The 23,504-nt window shown below is 61.7% G+C and carries 19 protein-coding genes and 1 pseudogene; 15 read left to right on the plus strand and 5 right to left on the minus strand.

Annotated features, from left to right (window positions below):
* Window positions 1–93: 93 nt before the first annotated feature.
* From BLU71_RS23785 to BLU71_RS23865, 15 genes are all read left to right on the plus strand, one after another.
* On the plus strand, window positions 94–1,566 hold the full coding sequence (locus BLU71_RS23785) for a purine-cytosine permease family protein (protein WP_083354013.1): 1,473 nt from the start codon (window positions 94–96) through the stop codon (window positions 1,564–1,566).
* Window positions 1,567–1,637: 71 nt separating this feature from the next.
* Window positions 1,638–2,606: an ABC transporter substrate-binding protein gene (locus BLU71_RS23790; protein WP_064363319.1), complete on the plus strand. Its 969-nt coding sequence runs from the start codon at window positions 1,638–1,640 to the stop codon at window positions 2,604–2,606.
* A gap of 70 nt (window positions 2,607–2,676) precedes the next feature.
* The gene (locus tag BLU71_RS23795) at window positions 2,677–3,528 is read left to right on the plus strand and encodes an ABC transporter permease (protein WP_016772087.1); all 852 of its coding nucleotides are present in this window, start codon (window positions 2,677–2,679) and stop codon (window positions 3,526–3,528) included.
* Window positions 3,525–4,355 carry a quaternary amine ABC transporter ATP-binding protein gene (locus BLU71_RS23800; RefSeq protein ID WP_083354014.1) on the plus strand — a complete coding sequence of 277 codons (831 nt, stop codon included), beginning with the start codon at window positions 3,525–3,527 and terminating at the stop codon, window positions 4,353–4,355. The genes BLU71_RS23795 and BLU71_RS23800 overlap by 4 nt, the downstream gene beginning before the upstream one ends.
* Before the next feature lie 156 nt (window positions 4,356–4,511).
* Entirely contained in the window at window positions 4,512–6,035 is a 1,524-nt protein-coding gene (gene hutH / locus BLU71_RS23805; protein ID WP_083354015.1) for a histidine ammonia-lyase, read from the plus strand.
* A 116-nt stretch (window positions 6,036–6,151) separates the two neighbouring features.
* Window positions 6,152–7,684 (plus strand): histidine ammonia-lyase, encoded by a 1,533-nt coding sequence (hutH, locus tag BLU71_RS23810; RefSeq protein WP_083354016.1) that lies wholly within the window; start codon window positions 6,152–6,154, stop codon window positions 7,682–7,684.
* Between the two features lie 200 nt (window positions 7,685–7,884).
* The gene (gene hutI, locus BLU71_RS23815) at window positions 7,885–9,090 is read left to right on the plus strand and encodes an imidazolonepropionase (RefSeq protein WP_083354017.1); all 1,206 of its coding nucleotides are present in this window, start codon (window positions 7,885–7,887) and stop codon (window positions 9,088–9,090) included.
* A 10-nt stretch (window positions 9,091–9,100) separates the two neighbouring features.
* Window positions 9,101–9,904 carry an N-formylglutamate deformylase gene (hutG, locus tag BLU71_RS23820; RefSeq protein ID WP_083354018.1) on the plus strand — a complete coding sequence of 268 codons (804 nt, stop codon included), beginning with the start codon at window positions 9,101–9,103 and terminating at the stop codon, window positions 9,902–9,904.
* Between the two features lie 241 nt (window positions 9,905–10,145).
* Window positions 10,146–11,117: a prolyl aminopeptidase gene (pip, locus tag BLU71_RS23825; RefSeq protein ID WP_041477549.1), complete on the plus strand. Its 972-nt coding sequence runs from the start codon at window positions 10,146–10,148 to the stop codon at window positions 11,115–11,117.
* On the plus strand, window positions 11,114–11,551 hold the full coding sequence (dtd, locus tag BLU71_RS23830) for a D-aminoacyl-tRNA deacylase (RefSeq protein ID WP_083354019.1): 438 nt from the start codon (window positions 11,114–11,116) through the stop codon (window positions 11,549–11,551). The genes pip and dtd overlap by 4 nt, the downstream gene beginning before the upstream one ends.
* A gap of 350 nt (window positions 11,552–11,901) precedes the next feature.
* Window positions 11,902–13,683 (plus strand): glucan biosynthesis protein G, encoded by a 1,782-nt coding sequence (locus BLU71_RS23835; protein ID WP_161806073.1) that lies wholly within the window; start codon window positions 11,902–11,904, stop codon window positions 13,681–13,683.
* A complete protein-coding gene (mdoH, locus tag BLU71_RS23840; RefSeq protein WP_042608670.1) occupies window positions 13,676–16,246 on the plus strand; it encodes a glucans biosynthesis glucosyltransferase MdoH in 2,571 nt (856 codons plus the stop codon). The genes BLU71_RS23835 and mdoH overlap by 8 nt, the downstream gene beginning before the upstream one ends.
* A 374-nt stretch (window positions 16,247–16,620) precedes the next feature.
* The gene (locus tag BLU71_RS23850) at window positions 16,621–17,418 is read left to right on the plus strand and encodes a transporter substrate-binding domain-containing protein (RefSeq protein WP_039756640.1); all 798 of its coding nucleotides are present in this window, start codon (window positions 16,621–16,623) and stop codon (window positions 17,416–17,418) included.
* 183 nt (window positions 17,419–17,601) lie between these two features.
* Window positions 17,602–18,561 carry an amino acid ABC transporter permease gene (locus tag BLU71_RS23860; protein WP_083354022.1) on the plus strand — a complete coding sequence of 320 codons (960 nt, stop codon included), beginning with the start codon at window positions 17,602–17,604 and terminating at the stop codon, window positions 18,559–18,561.
* Entirely contained in the window at window positions 18,554–19,288 is a 735-nt protein-coding gene (locus tag BLU71_RS23865) for an amino acid ABC transporter ATP-binding protein (RefSeq protein WP_042608674.1), read from the plus strand. The genes BLU71_RS23860 and BLU71_RS23865 overlap by 8 nt, the downstream gene beginning before the upstream one ends.
* A gap of 94 nt (window positions 19,289–19,382) precedes the next feature.
* Here BLU71_RS23865 and BLU71_RS28225 read toward each other — a convergent pair whose 3' ends face one another.
* From BLU71_RS28225 to tatB, 5 genes and pseudogenes are all read right to left on the minus strand, one after another.
* A complete protein-coding gene (locus BLU71_RS28225; protein ID WP_371915146.1) occupies window positions 19,383–20,255 on the minus strand; it encodes a methyl-accepting chemotaxis protein in 873 nt (290 codons plus the stop codon).
* Window positions 20,238–21,299, minus strand: a pseudogene (locus BLU71_RS28230) (methyl-accepting chemotaxis protein); the annotation flags it as partial. The pseudogene BLU71_RS28230 and the gene BLU71_RS28225, both read right to left, overlap by 18 nt.
* Window positions 21,300–21,535: 236 nt before the next feature.
* Window positions 21,536–22,243, minus strand: a complete 708-nt coding sequence (locus tag BLU71_RS23875; RefSeq protein ID WP_065615431.1) for a 16S rRNA (uracil(1498)-N(3))-methyltransferase — start codon at window positions 22,241–22,243, stop codon at window positions 21,536–21,538.
* On the minus strand, window positions 22,240–23,031 hold the full coding sequence (tatC, locus tag BLU71_RS23880) for a twin-arginine translocase subunit TatC (RefSeq protein WP_016772075.1): 792 nt from the start codon (window positions 23,029–23,031) through the stop codon (window positions 22,240–22,242). The genes BLU71_RS23875 and tatC overlap by 4 nt, the downstream gene beginning before the upstream one ends.
* The gene (gene tatB, locus BLU71_RS23885) at window positions 23,028–23,498 is read right to left on the minus strand and encodes a Sec-independent protein translocase protein TatB (protein WP_083354024.1); all 471 of its coding nucleotides are present in this window, start codon (window positions 23,496–23,498) and stop codon (window positions 23,028–23,030) included. Before tatB ends, tatC begins: the two co-directional genes overlap by 4 nt.
* Window positions 23,499–23,504: the final 6 nt, after the last annotated feature.

Raw genomic sequence — 23,504 nt, forward strand, 5'->3', positions numbered from 1 at the left:
ACATTTGCTGAATGTGCTGGCCTTATCGCGAGCAGGCTCACTCCTACAAAAGCGAAACAATCGATATCCAGAACAATCCACAGAGGTTGAATCATGGCGGTTAACAACGAACGTGCAGGCAGTACTCCGTTGATCGAAAGGCGTTCGATCGACTACATCCCGGAAGCGGAAAGACACGGTCGTCTGTTCAGTCAGTTCACCCTGTGGATGGGCGCCAACCTGCAGATCACCGCGATCGTCACCGGGGCCTTGGCCGTGGTGCTCGGCGGTGATGTGTTCTGGTCGTTGATCGGTTTGTTGATCGGTCAGTTGCTCGGCGGTGGCGTGATGGCGCTGCATGCCGCGCAAGGGCCGAAACTGGGCTTGCCGCAAATGATCTCCAGCCGCGTGCAGTTCGGCGTTTATGGCGCGGCGATTCCGATCGTGCTGGTGTGCCTGATGTACCTCGGCTTCACCGCCACCGGGACGGTGCTGTCCGGGCAGGCGCTGGGTCAGTTGTTTGGTGTCAGCGATAGCGTTGGCATCCTGATTTTCGCCAGTGTCATCGTGCTGGTCACGGTGCTCGGCTATCGGGTGATTCACTGGATCGGCCGCGTCGCCAGTGTCATTGGCGTGATCGCTTTCGTGTTCCTGTTCTGGCGGCTGATGAGCCAGACCGACGTCGGTGCACTCCTGCAGATTCGCCATTTCAGCTGGAGCAGTTTCCTGTTGGCGGTGTCGCTGGCAGCTTCCTGGCAGATCGCGTTCGGTCCTTATGTGGCGGACTATTCTCGCTACTTGCCGAGCGCCACTTCGGCGGTGAAAACCTTTTTCGCCGCTGGCGCAGGCTCGGTGATCGGCGCGCAAGTGGCGATGATCCTCGGCGTGTTTGCTGCGGCTTCGGCCAACGGTCAATTCGCAGGCCATGAGGTCGCCTACATCGTCGGGCTCGGCGGTACCGGCGCCACCGCCGCGCTGCTGTATTTCAGCATCGCGTTCGGCAAGGTGACCATTTCGACGCTGAACTCCTACGGCAGCTTCATGTGCATTGCGACCATCATCAGTGGCTTCAAAGGACACCTGACGGTTACCCGTATGCAGCGGCTGGTGTTCGTGCTGTTCATCGTCGGCGCGGCGACGCTGATCGCCCTGCTCGGGCAGCACTCGTTCCTCGGTGCGTTCAAGTCGTTCATCCTGTTTCTGCTGGCCTTCTTCACCCCGTGGAGCGCGATCAATCTGGTCGACTACTACTGCATCACCCGCGAGCGCTACGACGTGCCGGCGCTGGCCGATCCGAACGGTCGCTACGGCCGCTGGAACCTGCTCGGTATCAGCGTTTATGTGTTCGGCGTGCTGGTGCAGTTGCCATTCATCTCGACCAAGTTCTACACCGGCCCGCTGGTAGCAGCTCTTGGTGATGTCGATATTTCCTGGATCATCGGCCTGGTGCTGCCGGCCGCCGTCTATTACTTCTGCGCGAAAAAATGGCACAGCGCAGTGCCCGATCAGTTGATTCTGCCGGTCGAGCAGAACAGCGTCGTACAAGCAAAAACCAGCGGGACCGGTCGCGCTGCGGCGCAGGCCTGATCTGGACGTGGACCAGGCTGGATGCCTCTTGAACTGCCGTAAGCCCATTCATGATTAGGAGCGTCACGACAATGAAATCGAACAAGACCCTGCTGACCACATTGCTGTCCATGGGCCTGTTGGCCAGTGCCGGTGCGACGCAAGCCGCCGGCTGGTGCGAATCGGGCAAACCGGTGAAATTCGCCGGGCTGAACTGGGAAAGCGGCATGCTCCTGACCGACGTGCTGCAAGTGGTGCTGGAGAAAGGTTACGGCTGCAAGACCGACAGCCTGCCGGGCAATTCCATCACCATGGAAAACGCCCTGAGCAGCAACGATATTCAAGTGTTCGCCGAAGAGTGGGTCGGCCGCAGCGAGGTCTGGAACAAGGCCGAGAAGGCCGGCAAGGTCGTCGGTGTCGGCGCGCCGGTAGTGGGCGCTGTCGAAGGCTGGTACGTGCCGCGTTACGTGATCGAAGGCGACGCCAAGCGCAAGCTCGAGGCGAAAGCCCCGGACCTGAAAAACATCGCTGATCTGGGCAAATATTCCGCCGTGTTCAAGGATGCCGAAGAGCCGTCCAAGGGCCGCTTCTACAACTGCCCGGCCGGCTGGACCTGCGAGCTCGACAACAGCGAGATGCTCAAGAGCTACGGCTTGGAAAACAGCTACACCAACTTCCGTCCGGGCACAGGACCTGCGCTGGATGCAGCGGTGCTGTCGAGCTACAAGCGTGGCGAGCCGATTCTCTTCTACTACTGGTCGCCGACCCCGCTGATGGGCCAGATCGACGCGGTCAAACTCGAAGAGAAACCGGGCGTCGACAAGACCGTGACCATCAAGGTCGGCCTGTCGAAAACCTTCCACGACGAAGCCCCGGAACTGGTCGCCGTGCTGGAGAAGGTCAACCTGCCGATCGACCTGCTCAACCAGAACCTCGGGCGCATGGCCAAGGAACGCATCGAGTCGGCAAAACTGGCGAAAATCTTCCTCAAGGAACATCCTGAAGTCTGGCACGCATGGGTGAGCGACGACGCAGCCAGGAAAATCGACGCGGCCTTGTAGGTCAGGTTTACCCGGCTGCCAGCCACGGCAGCCGGACGCTTGATCGCAACCCCTTGATTGAGAGTCCCTTATGTTTCCCGAAAGCTTTACTTTTTCCATCGCCGACTGGGTCAACGGTTGGGTCGATTCGCTGGTCACCAACTACGGCGACGTCTTCCGCCACATCTCCGACACGCTGTTGTGGGCCATCGTCAGTCTCGAAGGTCTGCTGCGTGCGGCGCCGTGGTGGCTGATGCTGGCGATCGTCGGCGTCATCGCCTGGCACGCCACGCGCAAAGTCGTCACCACCGCGGTGATTGTCGGTCTGCTGTTTCTGGTGGGCGCGGTCGGCCTCTGGGACAAACTCATGCAGACCCTGGCGCTGATGATGGTCGCGACGATCATTTCGGTGCTGATCGGCATCCCGCTGGGGATCCTCTCGGCGCGCAGCAATCGCCTGCGTTCGGTACTGATGCCGTTGCTCGACATCATGCAGACCATGCCGAGTTTCGTGTACCTGATCCCGGTGCTGATGCTGTTCGGGCTGGGCAAGGTACCGGCGATTTTTGCCACGGTGATCTACGCCGCGCCACCGCTGATTCGCCTGACTGACCTGGGCATTCGCCAGGTCGACGGCGAAGTCATGGAGGCGATCAATGCCTTCGGCGCCAACCGTTGGCAGCAACTGTTCGGCGTGCAATTGCCGCTGGCGTTGCCGAGCATCATGGCCGGGATCAACCAGACCACGATGATGGCCCTGTCGATGGTGGTCATCGCTTCGATGATCGGCGCCCGTGGCCTCGGTGAAGACGTGCTGGTGGGCATTCAGACACTCAACGTCGGTCGTGGCCTCGAAGCCGGGCTGGCGATCGTGATTCTCGCTGTGGTCATCGACCGCATCACTCAAGCGTACGGTCGGCCACGCCACGAGGTGAGCAAATGAGCAACGCAAGCGTGAGCAAGATCGAAGTGCGCAACGTCTTCAAGATTTTCGGCAACCGCGCCAAGGATGCGCTGGCCATGGTCGGCCAGGGCAAGAGCAAGGATCAGGTGCTCAACGAAACCGGTTGCGTGGTCGGCGTGAACGACTTGTCGCTGAGCATCGGCACCGGCGAAATCTTCGTGATCATGGGCCTGTCCGGCTCCGGCAAATCCACCCTGGTGCGCCACTTCAATCGGCTGATCGACCCCACCAGCGGCGCGATTCTGGTGGATGGTGAGGACATCCTGCAGTACGACATGGACGCCCTGCGCGAATTTCGTCGGCACAAGATCAGCATGGTGTTCCAGAGCTTCGGCCTGCTGCCGCACAAGAGCGTGCTCGACAACGTCGCCTATGGCCTGAAAGTGCGTGGCGAAAGCAAGCAGGTCTGCGCCGAACGCGCGCTGCACTGGATCAACACCGTGGGCCTCAAAGGCTACGAAAACAAATACCCGCACCAGCTCTCCGGCGGCATGCGTCAGCGCGTCGGCCTCGCCCGGGCGTTGGCGGCGGACACCGACATCATTCTGATGGACGAAGCCTTCAGCGCGCTGGATCCGCTGATCCGCGCGGAGATGCAGGACCAGTTGCTGGAACTGCAAAAGACCCTGCACAAGACCATCGTCTTCATCACCCACGACCTCGACGAGGCCGTGCGCATCGGCAATCGCATCGCGATTCTCAAGGATGGCCGCCTGATTCAGGTCGGCACGCCACGGGAAATCCTGCATTCGCCGGCGGATGAGTATGTCGACCGGTTTGTGCAGCGGCGGGCGGCGGTGGTTTAGAAATATTCGCGGTGAGACAGCTTTTGTGGCGAGGGAGCTTGCTCGCGCTCGAGCGCGCAGCGGTCGCAGAATTTCGGGCCTGCTTCGCAGTCCAGCGGGAGCAAGCTCCCTCGCCACAGGAATTCATGCAGCAACAGAATTTGTATGAGGCTTCAGATGTCCCAGGCTGAAAAAATCGTCATCACCGGTGCTCATCTGCGTTGGCAGGACGTGGTCGCGGTCGCCCGTCACGGTGCGCTGCTGGAACTGTCCAGCGACACTTGGGCGCGCATCGACAACGCTCAGGCGATCGTCCAGCGTATCGTCGCCAGCGGCGAGCGCGCCTATGGCGTCAATACCGGTCTGGGCGGCCTGTCCAACGTTTCGTTGCAGGACGAACAGCTCAGCCAGCTCTCGCGCAACACCTTGCTCAGCCACGCTTGCGGGGTCGGCCCGGTCCTCAGTGATGAGCAGACCCGCGCAATCATCTGCGCCGCGATCCACAACTACAGCCACGGTAAATCCGGCCTGCATCGGCGCGTGGTCGAAGGTCTGCTGGCGCTGCTCAATCGCGGCATCACCCCGCAAGTGCCGGCGCAGGGTTCGGTGGGGTACCTCACGCACATGGCGCACGTCGGTATCGCGCTGCTCGGCGTTGGTCATGTCAGCTATCGCGGTCAGATCATGCCGGCGCAGCAGGCACTGGCCGAAGAAGGCTTGAAACCTGTGCAATTGGGCGCGAAGGACGGTTTGTGTCTGGTCAACGGCACGCCGTGCATGACCGGCCTCAGCTGTCTGGCGATTGCCGATGCCACGCGCCTGTTGCAATGGGCCGATGTCATCGGTGCGATGAGCTTCGAAGCCCAGCGCGGCCAGATCGATGCCTTCGATGCCGAGATCATCGCGCTCAAGCCGCATCCGGGCATGCAGCAGGTCGGCAACAACCTGCGCGCCTTGCTCGATGGCAGCGAAGTGATCGCCGCGAGCAAAGGCATTCGCACTCAGGACGCGCTGAGCATCCGCTCGATCCCGCAGGTGCACGGCGCCGCGCGTGATCAACTGGAGCACGCAATCAAACAGGTTGAAGCCGAGCTCAACGGCTGCACCGACAATCCGCTGCTGCTCGGCACCCCGGACGATTTTCGGGTGATGTCGCAGGCCAACCCGCACGGCCAGTCGGTGGCGATGGCCGCCGATCTGCTGGCGATTGCCATGGCCGAGATCGGCTCGATTGCCGAGCGTCGTCTCGACCGTCTGGTCAACCCGCACGTCAGCGGTCTGCCAGCGTTTCTGGTGGCCAACCCCGGGGTCAACTCGGGGATGATGATCGTGCAATACGTCGCCGCTTCGCTGTGTGCGGAAAACCGCCAGTTGGCGCAACCGGCGGTACTCGACAACTACATCACCTCGGGCCTGCAGGAAGACCACCTGAGCATGGGCACCAACGCCGCGCTGAAGCTGCACCGCGCCCTGGAAAACTGCACGCAGATCCTTGCGATTGAATATCTGCTGGCGGCGCAGGCGTTTGAGTTCCTCAAGGAACAGCGCTTTGGGGCTGGCACCGATGTCGCCTGGCGCCTGCTGCGCGAAACCGTCCCTGCCTACGATCAGGATCGCTGGCTGGCGCCGGATATTGCTGCCGCTGCGAGCGTCTTGAAAGTCCCGAATCTGCCGCACAACGTTTTACCGAATTTGCACTGACAACTGCCCATACCAGCGTGCCAAGGCGTGGATCGTTCACAAGACGAGAAACGACGGATAACGGAATGCTCCGGAGCGACTGGTAGTTAATAACAATGCCTAACAGGAGCATTTTAATGACTGCGCTGAACCTGATCCCCGGCCAACTGAGCCTGGCCCAACTGCGTGACGTCTACCAGAATCCGGTCACCTTGACCCTCGACAACCGCGCCAGCGCGCAGATCGAGGCCAGCGTCGCCTGCGTCGAGCAGATCCTCGCCGAGAACCGCACCGCCTATGGCATCAACACCGGTTTCGGCCTGCTGGCCTCGACGCGCATCGCCAGCGAAGACCTGGAGAACCTGCAGCGTTCGCTGGTGCTCTCGCATGCTGCCGGCGTCGGCCAGCCGATCAGCGACGACCTTGTGCGACTGATCATGGTGCTCAAGGTCAACAGCCTCAGCCGCGGTTTCTCCGGTATCCGTCGGCAGGTGATCGATGCGCTGATTGCGCTGATCAATGCCGAGGTCTATCCGCACATTCCGCTGAAAGGTTCGGTCGGCGCGTCGGGGGATCTGGCGCCGTTGGCGCACATGTCGCTGGTGCTGCTCGGCGAGGGCAAGGCGCGCTACAAGGGCGAATGGCTGGAGGCGACCGAAGCGCTGAAAGTCGCCGGCCTGACACCGCTGACCCTGGCGGCGAAAGAAGGTCTGGCGCTGCTCAACGGTACTCAGGTTTCCACCGCGTTTGCGCTGCGCGGTTTGTTCGAAGGCGAAGATCTGTTTGCCGGTGCATTGGCGCTCGGCAGTCTCACCGTTGAAGCTGTGCTCGGTTCGCGCTCACCGTTCGACGCGCGCATTCACGCCGCACGTGGGCAGAAAGGTCAGATCGATGCCGCCGCTGCTTATCGTGACCTGCTCGGTGAGCGCAGCGAAGTCTCCGCCTCGCACCAGAACTGCGACAAGGTCCAGGACCCGTATTCGCTGCGCTGCCAGCCACAAGTCATGGGCGCCTGCCTGACGCAGTTCCGGCAGGCCGCTGAAGTGCTAGCGGTGGAAGCCAACGCGGTGTCGGATAATCCGCTGGTATTCGCCGCTGAAGGCGATGTGATTTCCGGCGGCAACTTCCACGCCGAACCGGTGGCCATGGCCGCTGACAATCTGGCTCTGGCGATCGCCGAAATCGGCTCGCTGAGCGAACGGCGCATCTCGCTGATGATGGACAAGCACATGTCGCAACTGCCGCCGTTCCTCGTCGCCAACGGCGGGGTGAACTCCGGTTTCATGATTGCCCAGGTGACCGCAGCGGCACTGGCCAGCGAGAACAAGGCGCTGGCCCATCCGCATTCGGTGGACAGCCTGCCAACCTCGGCCAACCAGGAAGACCATGTGTCGATGGCCCCGGCTGCCGGCAAACGCCTGTGGGAAATGGCCGAGAACACCCGCGGGATTCTCGCCGTGGAGTGGCTGGCGGCGGTCCAGGGCCTGGATCTGCGCAACGGCCTGAAGACCTCGCCGAAGCTGGAACAGGCGCGGGCGATCCTGCGCAGGGAAGTGCCGTTTTATGAGAAGGACCGGTTTTTTGCGCCGGATATCAATGCGGCGACTGAATTGCTGGCTTCGCGGTGTTTGACCGAGCTGGTTTCGGTGAAGCTTTTGCCGAGCCTGTAAAAACCAGCCCTCACCCCAGCCCTCTCCCGGAGGGAGAGGGAGCCGATCTCTGCGAGCTTCAAGACCTGAGTTCGGCTCAAGACTCTCTGGTCGATGTAGCTCGACAGAACAACCCAGTCAGTCCCCTCTCCCTCCGGGAGAGGGCTAGGGTGAGGGGCTTTTGAGGCTGCTCACCATACCAACCCAAACGGAGGCCAACAGTGAAAACCCTCTGGCAACACTGCCACGTCGCAACCATGGCCAACGGCGTCTATTCGATCATCGAGGATGCCGCGATCGTGACCACCGGCACGCTGATCGAGTGGATCGGCCCGCGCACTCAACTGCCGCCCGGCGAATACCCGGCGGTCAATGACCTGCAAGGCGCGTGGGTCACGCCCGGGCTGATCGACTGCCACACCCACACCGTGTTCGGCGGCAACCGCAGCGGCGAGTTCGAGCAGCGTCTGCAAGGCGTCAGCTACGCCGAGATCGCCGCGCAGGGCGGTGGTATCGCCAGCACCGTGCGCGCCACGCGCGAAGCCACTGAAGACGAGCTGTTCGCCAGCGCCGCCAAACGCCTGAAAAGCCTGATGCGCGATGGCGTGACCACGGTGGAAATGAAATCCGGCTACGGCCTCGATCTGGCCAACGAGCGCAAGCTTCTGCGAGTCATCCGGCGCCTGGCCGAAGAACTGCCGATCAGCGTACGCAGCACTTGCCTGGCGGCGCACGCCTTGCCGCCGGAGTACAAGGATCGCGCCGACGACTACATCGATCTGGTCTGCAGCGAGATGCTCCCGGCCCTCGCCGCCGAAGGTCTGGTGGATGCCGTGGATGCGTTCTGCGAATACCTGGCGTTCTCGCCGGAGCAGGTCGAACGGGTGTTCGTCGCGGCGCAGCAGCTCGGTCTGCCGGTAAAACTGCACGCCGAACAATTGTCCTCGCTGCACGGCTCGAGCCTTGCCGCGCGCTATAAAGCCTTGTCCGCCGATCACCTTGAATTCATGGACGAGGACGACGCCATCGCCATGGCCGCTGCCGGCACCGTCGCCGTGCTGTTGCCCGGCGCCTTCTACTTCCTGCGCGAAACCCGGTTGCCGCCGATGGAAGCGCTGCGCAAGCACAAGGTGAAGATCGCGATCGCCAGCGACCTCAACCCCGGCACCTCGCCGGCGCTGTCGTTGCGCCTGATGCTGAACATGGCCTGCACCTGTTTCCGCATGACTCCGGAAGAAGCTCTTGCCGGGGCGACCCTTCATGCCGCGCAGGCATTGGGCATGGCTGACACCCACGGCTCGCTGGAGGTCGGCAAGGTCGCCGACTTTGTCGCGTGGGACATCGAACGTCCGGCGGATCTGGCTTATTGGCTCGGGGGCGATCTGGACAAGCGCGTCGTGCGTTACGGCGTTGAATCGAATTTCTAGGAGGGCGGTTGTGGACAAGGTTCTGAAATTCAAACAAGGCCGCGTGCCGTTGCTGATCAGCATGCCCCACGCGGGTGTGCGTCTGACCCCGGCGGTCGAAGCCGGGTTGATCCCCGCCGCGAAGAGTTTGCCGGACACCGACTGGCATATCCCGCAACTCTACGATTTCGCCGAGGAGCTGGGCGCCAGCACCCTGGCCGCTGAGTATTCGCGCTTCGTCATCGACCTCAACCGGCCGTCCGACGACAAGCCTTTGTACGCCGGGGCGACCACGGGGTTGTATCCGGCGACATTGTTCGACGGCATTGCGTTGTTTCAGGAGGGTCGGGAGCCTTCGCAGCAAGAACGCGCGAGTTATTTGCAGCAGATCTGGACGCCATACCATCGCACCTTGCAGGAAGAGCTGGCGCGGCTGAAGGCAGAATTTGGCTACGCGCTGCTGTTCGATGCGCACTCGATCCGTTCGATCATCCCGCATCTGTTCGACGGCAAACTGCCGGACTTCAACCTCGGCACGTTCAATGGCGCCAGTTGTGATCCGCAACTGGCTGCTGAGCTGGAAGCGATCTGCGCACGGCACGAGCAGTTCACTCATGTGCTTAACGGTCGCTTCAAGGGCGGGCACATCACCCGCCAGTACGGCGCCCCGGCGCAGAACATTCACGCGGTGCAGCTGGAATTGTGTCAGTCCACCTACATGGAAGAGTTCGAACCGTTCCGCTACCGCGCCGACCTGGCGGAACCGACGCGGGTGGTGCTCCGGGAATTGCTGCAAGGCTATCTGGCCTGGGCAAAATCTCACTACAGCGCATAACCCCTGTGGGAGCGAGCCTGCTCGCGAAAGCGGCCTTTCAGCCAAAATCCAGGTTGAATGACACACCGCGTTCGCGAGCAGGCTCGCTCCCACAGGATCGCGTTCAGACCGTGAAGGTGATGGCTGACAAACGGTGACAGCGCACAGGCATGCTCATTGACGCAAATCGGGTTTATGATGCCCAACGGCAGAATAATACGAGTCCCCCCAGGGATGACCTCGACCCCTTACGGAGCGCGCAATGCAGACTTTGTTTCCGCAGATCAAACCCCACGCCCGGCACGATCTGGCTGTCGATGACACCCATACGCTGTACGTCGATGAGAGTGGCTCGCCGGAGGGTTTGCCGGTGGTATTCATCCACGGTGGCCCCGGCGCCGGCTGCGACGCACAGAGCCGGCGCTATTTCGATCCGAATCTGTATCGCATCGTCACCTTCGACCAGCGCGGCTGCGGTCGCTCCACCCCGCATGCCAGCCTGGAAAACAACACCACCTGGGATCTGGTCGAGGATCTCGAGCGCATCCGCAAACACCTGGGCATTGAAAAATGGGTGCTGTTCGGCGGCTCCTGGGGCTCGACCCTGGCGCTGGCCTACGCACAAACCCACCCGGAGCGAGTACACGGTCTGATCCTGCGCGGGATCTTTCTCTGCCGTCCGCAGGAAATCGAATGGTTCTACCAGGCCGGCGCCAGCCGTCTGTTCCCCGATTACTGGCAGGACTACATCGCACCGATCCCGCTGGACGAGCGCGACGACCTGCTCACCGCTTTCCATAAACGCCTGATCGGCAACGACCAGATCGCCCAGATGCATGCGGCCAAGGCGTGGTCGACCTGGGAAGGGCGCACCGCGACCCTGCGGCCGAACCCGCTAGTCGTCGATCGTTTCTCCGAGCCGCAGCGCGCACTGTCGATCGCGCGGATCGAATGCCACTACTTCACCAACAATGCCTTCCTTGAGCCCAACCAGCTGATCCGCGACATGGGCAAGATCGCCCATCTCCCCGGCGTGATCATTCACGGTCGCTACGACGTGATCTGCCCGCTCGACAACGCCTGGGAATTGCACCAGGCCTGGCCGAACAGCGAATTGCAGGTGATCCGCGATGCCGGCCACGCCGCGTCCGAGCCGGGGATCACCGATGCGCTGGTGCGCGCTGCGAGCAAAATGGCCCAGCGCCTGCTCGACCTGCCACTCGAAGAAGCATGAAGGCGCTGTTGCAGCGCGTACGCGGTGCGCGGGTCGAGGTCGCTGGCGAGGTGGTCGGCGCGGTCGATCAGGGTCTGCTCGTGCTGGTGGCGGTAGAACCCGACGACACGCGTACCAACGCCGACAAACTTCTGCATAAGCTGCTTAACTATCGGGTATTCAGTGATGCCGAGGGCAAGATGAATCTGTCCCTGACGGATGTGGATGGCGGGTTGCTGCTGGTCTCGCAGTTCACCCTTGCCGCCGACACCAAAAGCGGCCTGCGTCCGAGCTTTTCCACGGCCGCACCGCCGGCGCTGGCGGAGGAATTGTTCGACTATTTATTGAGCCAGGCGAAACAGGTGCATGGCACTGTGGCATCAGGTAGATTCGGCGCCGATATGCAGGTGCACCTGGTCAACGATGGCCCGGTTACCTTTTTGTTACAGACCTGACAGTGCCTGAAACGCCTTTTTCGGAAATTTCGACTGTTTTTAGGCTGTTTTCGCGATAAATACTTTGTTACCCCTGATGCGTTGTCATCCGGGCTACTAGATAATCGCGCGCTGCGGGGATCGACATTCGTTGATCCGTTTTGACTTAGGTAGAGACTTGTCTGGATCCGATTGGGGAATCATTTTGCCCCGGCGGAGTCGGAACAATGCTCGCCAACTTGGCAAGGGTGCCCTGAAAGGTCGGTTTTTCACTGCCGAAAACCCTAAAGGCACTTCATCTGGCCGTTGGTTTATTGATCTGTTTTCGGCGAGGGTTGCTCGTGATTGTTAGTCCCTGTAATGCAGCAAAAATGTCTGCCAAACGCATGCGAAGTGCTCTGGTAGCGGGTTCGGCGCTCCTGTGCCTGCTCAGCGCCGGTCAGCTTTGGGCGTTCAATCTTGACGACGTATCGGCCAAGGCCAAAGAGCTGGCCGGGCAGAAGTTCGAAGCCCCGCGCAGCAACCTGCCGAACGAATTCCGCGAAATGAAGTTCGCGGACTACCAGAAGATCCGCTTCCTCACCGAAAAGGCTGAGTGGGCCGATCAGAAGACGCCGTTCAAACTCTCCTTCTATCACCAGGGTATGCACTTCGATACGCCGGTGAAAATCAATGAAATCACCGCGAACACCGTCTCGGAAATCAAATACGATCCGAGCCGCTTCGATTTCGGCGACCTGAAATTCGATCCGAAAGCCACCGAACAACTGGGCTATGCCGGTTTCCGTGTGCTGTACCCGATCAACAAGGCCGACAAGCAAGACGAGATCATGACCATGCTCGGCGCGAGCTACTTCCGCGTCGTCGGCAAGGGCCACACCTATGGTCTGTCGGCCCGTGGTCTGGCGATCGATACCGCGCTGCCGTCCGGTGAGGAATTCCCGCGTTTCCGCGAGTTCTGGATCCAGCAGCCCAAGCCCGGCGACAAGCACCTGGTGATCTTCGCCCTGCTCGATTCGCCGCGTGCCACCGGTGCCTATCGTCTGATCCTGCGTCCGGGCAGCGACACCATCGTCGACGTCAAGGCGCAGATGTTCCTGCGTGACAAGGTCGGCAAACTGGGCATCGCGCCGCTGACCAGCATGTTCCTGTTCGGTGCCAACCAGCCGTCGAAAGTCCTCAACTACCGTCGTGAACTGCACGACTCCAGCGGTCTGTCGATCCATGCCGGCAACGGCGAGTGGATCTGGCGTCCGCTGAACAACCCGAAACATCTGGCCGTGAGCAACTTCAGCGTCGAGAACCCGCGTGGTTTCGGTCTGCTGCAGCGTGGCCGCGACTTCAGCCACTACGAAGACCTCGACGATCGCTATGACAAGCGCCCAAGCGCCTGGATCGAGCCGAAGGGCGAGTGGGGCAAAGGCACCGTTGATCTGGTAGAGATTCCGACCGCCGACGAAACCAACGACAACATCGTTGCGTTCTGGAGCCCGGAAAAAATGCCGGAGCCAGGCCAGCCGCTGGACTTCGCCTACCGCATGCACTGGACCATGGACGAAGCAGCGATCCACGCGCCGGACAGCGCCTGGGTGGCGCAGACCCTGCGTTCGACCGGTGACGTCAAGCAATCGAACCTGATCCGTCAGCCGGATGGCAGCGTTGCCTATCTGGTCGACTTCGAAGGCCCGTCTCTGGCGGCCCTGACGCCGGACGCCGACGTGCGCAGTCAGGTCAGCGTCGGCGACAACGCCGAACTGGTCGAGAACAGTGTGCGCTACAACCCTGAAACCAAGGGCTGGCGCTTGACCCTGCGGATGAAGATCAAGGACGCCAGCAAGGCGACCGAGATGCGCGCTGCACTGGTTCAGCCAGTGGTTACCGCGGATCTGGCCAAATCGGTACCGGCCTCCAATTCGTCGGTCGCCAAGGCTGACAAGGTTGCCGCCAAGCAGCAGGAGAAGCTCGACAAGGAAGCCAAGGCCGCCGAAGCCAAACAGGCTGAAGCCAAGCCTGCAGCCGATGCCAAGGACAAGGCCAACAAAGACGCCAAGCAGCCAGTCGCTGCCGACGCGGCCCCAGCCACACCGGAATCGGCGCCGACTGAAGAAGTCCTGACCGAGACCTGGAGCTATCAGTTGCCTGCCGATGAGTAACTCACAAGTACAGCCAGAGACTCTGTCCGAGTATCTGGCGCATCTGCCGATGACCGACGAGCAACGCGCGGAACTCGCGGGTTGCCAGTCGTTCAGCGAGCTGCATGAACGCCTGTCGTCCTCGACATTCGACGCCCCTGCCGAAGCCGCCCAGGCCTCGGTGGGCAAGCGCCTGACCCTGAGCACCGCCGAAGAACTGGCCGAAGCGGAAATGCTGGTGCTGGACGCCAGCGGCCGGGTCAGCCTCAAGGCGACCCCGCCGATCCGCCGTACCAAGGTTGTGCCGGAGCCATGGCGCACCAATATTCTGGTGCGTGGCTGGCGTCGTCTGACCGGGCGCACCAACCCGCCGCAGCCGCCGAAGGACGCCAATGTCCTGCCGGCCGCGCGCTGGCGCACTGTCGGTTCGATCCGTCGCTACATCCTGTTGCTGCTGATGCTCGGCCAGACCATCGTTGCCGGCTGGTACATGAAAGGCATCATGCCGTATCAGGGCTGGTCGTTCGTCGATCTCGATGAAGTGCTGCATCAACCGCTGCTGCAAACCGCCACGCAAGTGCTGCCGTATGCGCTGCAAACCAGCATCCTGATTCTGTTCGGGATTCTGTTCTGCTGGGTGTCCGCCGGTTTCTGGACCGCGCTGATGGGCTTCCTTGAGCTGCTCACCGGTCATGATAAATACCGTATCTCCGGGAAAAGCGCCGGTAACGAGCCGATCCCGAAAGATGCGCGTACTGCGCTGGTGATGCCGATCTGCAACGAAGACGTGCCGCGTGTATTCGCCGGTCTGCGTGCAACGTTCGAATCGGTCGCCGCCACTGGTGACCTGGATCGTTTCGACTTCTTCGTTCTCAGCGACAGTAACGACACCGATATCTGCGTTGCCGAGCAGCAGGCCTGGCTGGACGTCTGCCGCGAAGCCAAGGGCTTCGGCAAGATCTTCTATCGCCGCCGCCGCCGCCGTGTGAAGCGCAAGAGCGGCAACCTCGACGACTTCTGCCGTCGTTGGGGCGGTGACTACAAGTACATGGTCGTGCTCGACGCCGACTCGGTGATGAGCGGCGAATGCCTGACCAGTCTGGTGCGCCTGATGGAAGCCACGCCGGACGCCGGGATCATCCAGACCGCGCCGCGTGCGTCGGGCATGGACACCCTGTATGCGCGCATGCAGCAGTTTGCGACCCGCGTGTACGGTCCACTGTTCACTGCCGGCCTGCACTTCTGGCAGTTGGGTGAATCCCACTACTGGGGTCACAACGCGATCATCCGCATGAAGCCGTTCATCGACCACTGCGCTTTGGCGCCGTTGCCGGGTAAAGGTGCGTTCTCCGGTGCGATCCTGTCCCACGACTTCGTTGAAGCCGCGCTGATGCGCCGTGCCGGTTGGGGCGTGTGGATTGCCTACGACCTGCCGGGCAGTTACGAAGAGTTGCCGCCGAACCTGCTCGACGAACTCAAGCGTGACCGTCGCTGGTGCCACGGCAACCTGATGAACTTCCGCCTGTTCCTGGTAAAAGGCATGCACCCGGTACACCGCGCGGTGTTCCTCACTGGCGTGATGTCCTACCTGTCGGCGCCGTTGTGGTTCTTCTTCCTGGTGCTGTCGACCGCGCTGCTGGCGGTGAACACGCTGATGGAGCCGCAGTACTTCCTCGAACCGCGTCAGCTCTATCCACTGTGGCCACAATGGCACCCGGACAAGGCGATTGCGCTGTTCTCGACGACCATCGTGCTGCTGTTCCTGCCGAAACTGTTGAGCATCATCCTGATCTGGGCCAAAGGCGCGAAAGAGTTCGGCGGCAAGTTCAAGGTGACCCTGTCGATGCTGCTGGAGATGCTGTTCTCCATGCTGCTGGCGCCGGTGCGGATGATTTTCCACACGCGTTTCGTCCTTGCCGCTTTCCTCGGCTGGGCCGCGACCTGGAACTCGCCGCAGCGTGACGACGACTCGACCCCGTGGAGCGAAGCGGTCAAGCGCCACGGCCCGCAGACCTTGCTGGGCTTCTGCTGGGCACTGCTGGTGATCTGGCTGAACCCGAGCTTCCTCTGGTGGCTGGTGCCGATCGTCGGTTCGCTGATGCTGTCGATCCCGGTGTCGGTGATCTCCAGCCGCGTCGGTCTGGGCCTGAAATCCCGTGACGAGAGCCTGTTCCTCATCCCTGAGGAATACAATCCGCCGCAGGCGCTGCTGGCAACTGATCAGTACACCCACGAAAACCGTTATCACGCCCTCAACGACGGCTTCGTCCGCGCCGTGGTCGACCCGCAGCAGAACGCCCTGGCGTGCTCGCTGGCGACCTCGCGTCACGGCCAGGCCGAGCCGATCGAGTGGCTGCGTCAGGAACGGGTGCGTCACGCGATCAAGGTCGGCCCGTCCGGGCTGAGCAACCATGATCGCCTGCAACTGCTCAGCGACCCTGTTGCACTGGCACGCCTGCATGAGCAGGTCTGGGCCGAGGGTCTCGCCGAGTGGCTGGACGCTTGGCGCGCCTCGGTGAAAGCCGATCCGCATGCGCCGTTGCTGCCGCTGCGACCGGTGAGCCTGCAGGCTCAGCCGGCTTGATAAAGGAACCCCGCGATGTTGCGGGGTTTTTTTTGGCCTGCTGAAAAGCCCCTCACCCTAGCCCTCTCCCGGAGGGAGAGGGGACTGACCGGGTTGGATATTCGAGATACGCCGACCTGAGATATCGAGTCGACCTCGGATTTGAACAGCATGAAGATCGGCTCCCTTTCCCCCTCGCCCCCTTGGGGGCGGTCCGACGTTTCGGGAGGGTTGGGGTGAGGGGGTAGCTGTTGATTGTTAAACAAATCGTCCATTAAACCTTGTGCAAAAAAACGAGTGCGTTAGCATCCGTCCCCGAATTGGCGCACCCGGGCTTTTTTGCCTGTGACTGTTGGTTTTCGCGCCGCACACGCAATGGTTTTGGGGACTTGAAGATGAAGAAGTATCTGTCGATGCTGCTGGTCGGCGTCACGGCACTGGTTGCAGTCAATGCGGCGCAGGCCGGCGCTATCGATGACGCGGTCAAGCGCGGCTCGCTGAAAGTCGGCATGGACCCGACCTACATGCCGTTCGAGATGACCAACAAACGCGGCGAAATCATCGGTTTCGAAGTCGATATCCTCAAAGCCATGACCAAGGCCATGGGCGTCAAGCTCGAGCTGGTCTCGACCGGTTACGACGGCATCATCCCGGCGCTGATGACCGACAAGTTCGACATGATCGGCAGCGGCATGACCCTGACCCAGGAGCGCAATCTGCGCCTGAACTTCAGCGATCCGTTCATCGTCGTCGGCCAGACCCTGCTGATCCGCAAGGAGCTGGAAGGCACCATCAAGTCCTACAAGGACCTGAACACCGCCGACTACCGCATCACCTCCAAGCTCGGCACGACTGGCGAAATGGTCGCCAGGAAGCTGATCTCCAAAGCCAAGTACCACGGCTACGACAACGAGCAGGAGGCTGTGCTCGACGTTGTCAATGGCAAGGCTGACGCCTTCATCTACGACGCGCCGTACAACGTCGTTGCCCTGAACAAAGTGGGGGCCGGCAAGCTGGTGTTCCTCGACAAGCCGTTCACCTACGAGCCGCTGGCCTTCGGTCTGAAGAAGGGCGACTTCGACAGCCTCAACTTCATCAACAACTTCCTGCACCAGATCCACGAAGACGGCACCTACGATCGCATCCATGACAAGTGGTTCAAGAGCACCGAGTGGCTCAAGGACATGGAATAAGCCCGGTCACCTGTGGCGAGGGAGCTTGCTCCCGCTCGGCTGCGAAGCAGTCGTAAACCCGTTGACTGGTTTTGCCCGACGTTGCGCGGTGGCTGATTTCAGGGCCGCTTCGCAACCCAGCGGGAGCAAGCTCCCTCGCCACAGAGGCAGCGGGCACCCTGATCGTTATGGATTTAGCTTTTGATGAAACAGAAAAAAGCCCAATGGCCCTGGCACGTCCTCACCGTGCTGGTGCTGGTCGGCCTGGCGGGCGCGTTGTATTACGCGACGTCGCTGATGTCCTACGAATGGCGCTGGAATCGCGTGCCGCAGTACTTCGCTTATCAAGCTGAAGAAACCCAGCGCGCCGCGGATATTTCCACCGTCACCGACTTGGTGCGCAAGGGCGGCAGTGCCGAGGTCACCCTGCGCAACGACGCCGGTGACGAGCAGAAGCTGACAGTCGACGAGAACAGCCTGCAATTCGCTCAGGGCGACGATGTTGCCGAAGGCGATGTCGTCGGCGTTACCCGGCACTGGGCGGCAGGGCCGCTGTTGTGGGGCCTGTGGACGACGTTGTGGCTCTCGCTGGTATCCGGCGTGCTCGGCTTGCTGATCGGTCTGGTCACTGGCCTGTGCCGGCTGTCGAGCAACCCCACCCTGCGCGATCTGTCGACCATCTACGTCGAGCTGGTACGCGGCACGCCGCTGTTGGTGCAGATTTTCATTTTCTACTTCTTCATCGGCACGGTGATGAACCTGTCCCGCGAGTTCGCCGGGATCGCTGCGTTGTCGCTGTTCACCGGCGCTTACGTGGCGGAGATCATCCGTTCCGGCGTGCAATCGATTGCCCGTGGTCAGAACGAGGCGGCGCGCTCGCTCGGTCTGAGCGCCGGCCAGTCGATGCGCCACGTGGTCCTGCCGCAGGCGTTCAAGCGGGTGCTGCCGCCGCTGGCCGGGCAGTTCATCAGTCTGGTCAAGGACACGTCGCTGGTCTCGGTGATCGCCATCACCGAGCTGCTGAAAAGCGGTCGGGAAGTCATCACCACCTCATTTTCGCCGTTCGAAATCCTGTTCTGCGTCGCCGGTCTGTACCTGTTGATCAACCTGCCGCTGTCGAAAATCGCCAGTCGGCTTGAGCGGAGGCTCGCGCAAAGTGATTGAAGTCCGCGATCTGGTAAAAGTCTTCGACACCCGTGGGCAAGTGGTGCGCGCGGTGGACAACGTCAGCACCACGGTGGCCAAGGGCGAAGTGCTGGTGGTGATCGGCCCGTCCGGTTCCGGCAAGTCGACCTTCCTGCGTTGCCTCAATGGTCTGGAAGAGTTCGATTCCGGCTCGGTGAGCATCGACGGCCTGCAACTGGCCGACGCGAAAACCGACGTCAATGCTTACCGCCGCGAAGTCGGCATGGTCTTCCAGCATTTCAATCTGTTCCCGCACATGACCGTGCTGGAAAACCTCTGTCTGGCGCAGAAAGTCGTGCGCAAGCGCGGCAAGAAAGAACGCGAAGCCAAGGCCATGGCGTTGCTGGAAAAGGTCGGCATTGCGCAGAAGGCCCACGAGTTTCCGTCGCGCCTGTCCGGCGGTCAGCAGCAACGGGTGGCGATTGCCCGGGCGCTGGCGATGGAGCCGAAAGTCATGCTGTTCGACGAGCCGACCTCGGCCCTCGACCCGGAAATGGTCGGCGAAGTGCTCGACGTGATGAAAAACCTGGCGGTAGAGGGCATGACCATGGTCTGCGTCACCCATGAGATGGGCTTCGCCCGGGAAGTGGCGGATCGGGTGCTGTTCTTCGATCACGGCAAATTGCTCGAAGATGCAGCGCCGGCGGAGTTCTTCGATGCACCGAAGGATCCGCGGGCTCAGGCCTTTCTAAGACAGGTTCTTTAACGGCAAAAAAGATCGCAGCCTTCGGCAGCTCCTACAGGGTTTTGTGTGCACCTGTAGGAGCTGCCGAAGGCTGCGATCTTTTGTTTTTGGGCTGTTAAACCTTGAAGCGGCCCACCAGCATCTGCAGATGCGTGCCCAGCCGCGCCAGCTCAACGCTGGAGGCCGCGGTCTCTTCACTCGCCGCCGAGGTCTGATCCGACACATCGCGCACGTTCAGCACACTGCGGTTGATCTCTTCGGCCACGGCGCTCTGCTGCTCGGCGGCTGCGGCGATCTGCTGGTTCATCGCCTGAATCGCCGAGACGGTGCGGGTGATGCTTTCCAGTGAGCCACCGGCACGCCGGGTCAGTTCGACGCTGCTGTCGGTGAGGCTGCGGCTGTTGTCCATGATCGTCGCCACTTGCTGAGTGCCGTTTTGCAGGCCGACGATCAGCTCTTCGATCTCTTCCGTGGACTTCTGCGTGCGCTGGGCAAGGCTGCGCACTTCGTCGGCAACCACCGCGAAACCACGACCCGCTTCACCGGCGCGGGCGGCCTCGATGGCGGCGTTGAGCGCCAGCAGGTTGGTTTGCTGGGCCACCGACTTGATCACGTCGAGCACGCTGCCGATCTTGTCGCTTTCGCGCTTGAGCTCGCCCATGGCTTCGGTGGAATGACCGACCTCGACCGCCAGGCGCTCGATCTGCGCGATGGCTTCGCCGACCACCTTGTCGCCCTCACGGGCCTGTTGGTCGGCGGCGACAGCAGCTTCCGAAGCTTCTTCAGCGTTGCGCGCGACTTCCTGCACGGTGGCGGCCATTTCGTTCATGGCGGTGGCGACCTGATCGGTCTCGACCTTCTGATTGTTGACGCCGGCGCTGGTCTGCTCGGTCACGGCCGAGAGTTCTTCGGCGGCGCTGGCGATCTGCGTTACGCCGTCGCTGATGCCACCGATCAATTCGCGCAGGCCCTGGGTCATGCTTTGCATCGAGCGTTGCAACTGGCCGAGTTCGTCGCGACGCAGGGAGACCAGATTGTGAGTCAGGTCGCCGGCCGCCACGCGTTCGGCCACTTTCAGGGTCTGGGTCAGCGGAATGATGATTTGCCGAGTGATGATCCACGCTGCCAGCAGACCGAACACCAGCGCCAGCACGGTGGCGATCAGCAGCATGTTCTTGGCGTGGGCAGCGTCAGTGTCGCGCACCACGGTTTGCGATTCGGTGAGTTTCTTGCTGAGCGCCATGAGGATGTCGCCCTGAGCCGCCATGTTCGCCAGTGCGGCAGTGTTTTTCACCTGCGAGTCACGGAACTGAGCCACGGCTGCACGATAAGCCTTGAGCGAGTCGGTGGCTTGCTGCAGGTTGGCGATGTGCTGCTCCGGCACGCGGGTCGGTAGGCTTTCGAGGTTTTTCAGGGCGTTGTCGATGGCGGTCAGCGCCGGTTGCTCGGCGTCGGCCTTGCCGCTGTAGGTGTAGCCGCGCACTTGATAGCGCGCTTGCTGGAGCAATTTGCTCAGCTCGATCACCGCGTTGTACTGCGCGACGCTGTCGCCCTGCAGCAGTGCACTTTCGACTTCGCCAACCCTGGCCACAGCATTGTCGGCGTTGGCGCCCAGCTTGCTGCGCGCATCTTCACGCTGCACGGTGGCCTGGGTCATTTCGCCGAAGGCGCGCTTGTATTCGGCAACCGCAGCCAATTGCTGGTCGACCATCGCCACATCGGACGGCTGCTCGATCATGCCGCGTGCCGATTGCAGACCGCTTTCGAGTTTGTTGAGGAATTCGTTGACCGCGCCCGGGCCCTGTTCGCCACGGCGCATGTCGTAGTCCATGCGCGCCAGGCGCAGGTCTTTGGTCAGCTCATTGAGGCTCGAGATGAAGCCGAGCTTGTCGCCGCGGCTGATGATGCCGCTCATGCCGGTCCAGCCGGTGAAAGTGATCAACAGCGTCAGTAACAGCACCAGGCCGAAACCGATGCCCAGCTTGCGTTTGACGCTGACGTTTCCAAGACTCTCGGCTAACCAACGGTACATGCGACCACTCCCTTCGGACCACTAAAATTGGACTTATAGGGGCTGTATCGGCTGGCTGATGGCAATCTGTAACGCCACTTGTCCGTGGTTGTCGCGATTCTGTGGCGAGGGAGCTTGCTCCCGCTCGACGGCGCAGCCGTCGTAACACCGGCAAGTGCGTTGCTCGTGAGAGAAAGAGCGATGGCCGCTTCGCGCCCAAGCGGGAGCAAGCTCCCTCGCCACAAAAGTTGCTTGGCTCAGAACAGGCGCGCGAGCAGTGCGGTGACGGCGGTTTCGACGCGCAGGATGCGCTCGCCCAGTTGCACCGGTTGCAGGCCGGACTTGGCCAGCAGATCGATTTCGTAGGGAATCCAGCCACCCTCGGGGCCGATGGCCAATGTCACCGGTTCGCTGAGGGCGCGGGGGCAGGGCGGGTAGTTGCCGGGATGGCCGACCAGACCGAGGGTGCCGTCGGTGATTGCCGGCAGTCGATCTTCAACGAAAGGCTTGAAGCGCTTCTCGATGACGATCTCGGGCAACGCCGTATCGCGGGCCTGTTCGAGGCCAAGAATCAATTGCTCACGAATCGCTTCCGGCTCCAGAAACGGTGTCTGCCAGAAGCTTTTCTCCACGCGGTAACTGTTGACCAGAATCACCTTGGCCACGCCCATGGTCGCAACGGTCTGGAACACCCGGCGAAGCATTTTCGGCCGGGGCAGGGCCAGTACCAGGGTCAGCGGCAGTTTGGCCGGCGGTGGCTGATCGAGGCTGACACGCAGTTCCGCTTCGCCCGCCTCCAGGCGCAGCAACTCGGCCGAACCCATCAGCCCGTTGATGCGCCCGACACGCAGGCTGTCGCCCACTTCCGAGCGATGGACTTCCTGCATGTGGGTCAGGCGGCGATCGCGCAGGACCACGCGGTCTGCCGCGATGAAATCGGCCTCTTCGAGCAGCAGCAGGTTCATGCCTGGGTCGCTGGCGGCTGATCGTTGTGATCGTCGGCCGGGGTTTCGTCCGGGCGTTCGCGCTTGCTGACCAGCGCGCCGAAGAGGATGCCGATCTCGAACAGCATCCACATCGGCACGGCCAGCAGGGTCTGCGAGAAGATGTCCGGCGGCGTCAGGATCATCCCGACCACGAAGCAGCCGATGATCACGTACGGACGGATCTTCTTCAGGTATTTGACGTCGACCACGCCGATCCACACCAGCAGCACCACGGCCACCGGAATCTCGAACGCCACGCCGAAGGCGAAGAACAGCGTCATGACGAAATCGAGGTAGCTGGCGATGTCGGTCATCATTTCCACGCCGGCCGGGGTGGCGGCGGCGAAGAACTTGAAGATCAGCGGAAAGACGAAGTAATAGGCGAACGCCATGCCGATGTAGAACAGCAGGATGCTGGAGATCAGCAGCGGTACCGCAACGCGTTTTTCATGCTTGTACAGGCCTGGCGCAATAAAGCCCCAGATCTGGTGCAGGATCACCGGAATCGCAAGAAACAGCGAAACCATCATCGTCAGCTTCAGCGGCGTCAGGAATGGCGACGACACGTCGGTGGCGATCATCGTCGCGCCGACCGGCAGGTACTGGCGCAGCGGCGTCGAGACGAAGGTGTAGATCTGCTGGGTAAAGGCGAACAGCCCGGCAAAGATAATGAAGATCGCCGCCACGCAACGCAGCAGGCGGGTGCGCAACTCGGTGAGGTGCGAAACCAGCGGCATGTGCTGGTCGTTTTCCGGAAGATCGCTCATGGGGCTCGCGGCGGCAAAGTGGTGTCGTGAGGCGCAGGTGTAGTCGGCGCGGCGGTGGGAGCTACGTGTTCAACCGATGTGTCCGCGGCAACCGGCGCCGGTACTGGCGGTGTTACAACCGGTGCAGGTGCAGGTGCAGGTGCAGGTGCAGGTGCAGTCGGAGCGGAAGCGTTGTGAATTGTCTGCTCCCCCACAGGCTCGACCGGCGTCGGCTCCTGTTGGCTCGGATTGAAAATCTTCCGCGCCTCTTGCTCCAGCGACAGAATATGTTCGTTGTGCAGTTGCCGACGGATCTCGTCGGCACCGATTTCACGTTCAACTTCCTGTTTGATCGCGTTGAAGCTGCGCTTCAGGCGGCCGACCCACAGACCGGCGGTGCGCGCAGCGCCCGGCAGACGCTCGGGGCCGAGCACCAGCAGGGCGACGAGGCCGACGAGCAGCAGTTCAGAGAAGCTGATACCAAACATTAGTCA

It is taken from the genome of Pseudomonas moraviensis, from assembly GCF_900105805.1.
In the GTDB taxonomy this organism is placed as follows: domain Bacteria; phylum Pseudomonadota; class Gammaproteobacteria; order Pseudomonadales; family Pseudomonadaceae; genus Aquipseudomonas; species Aquipseudomonas moraviensis_A.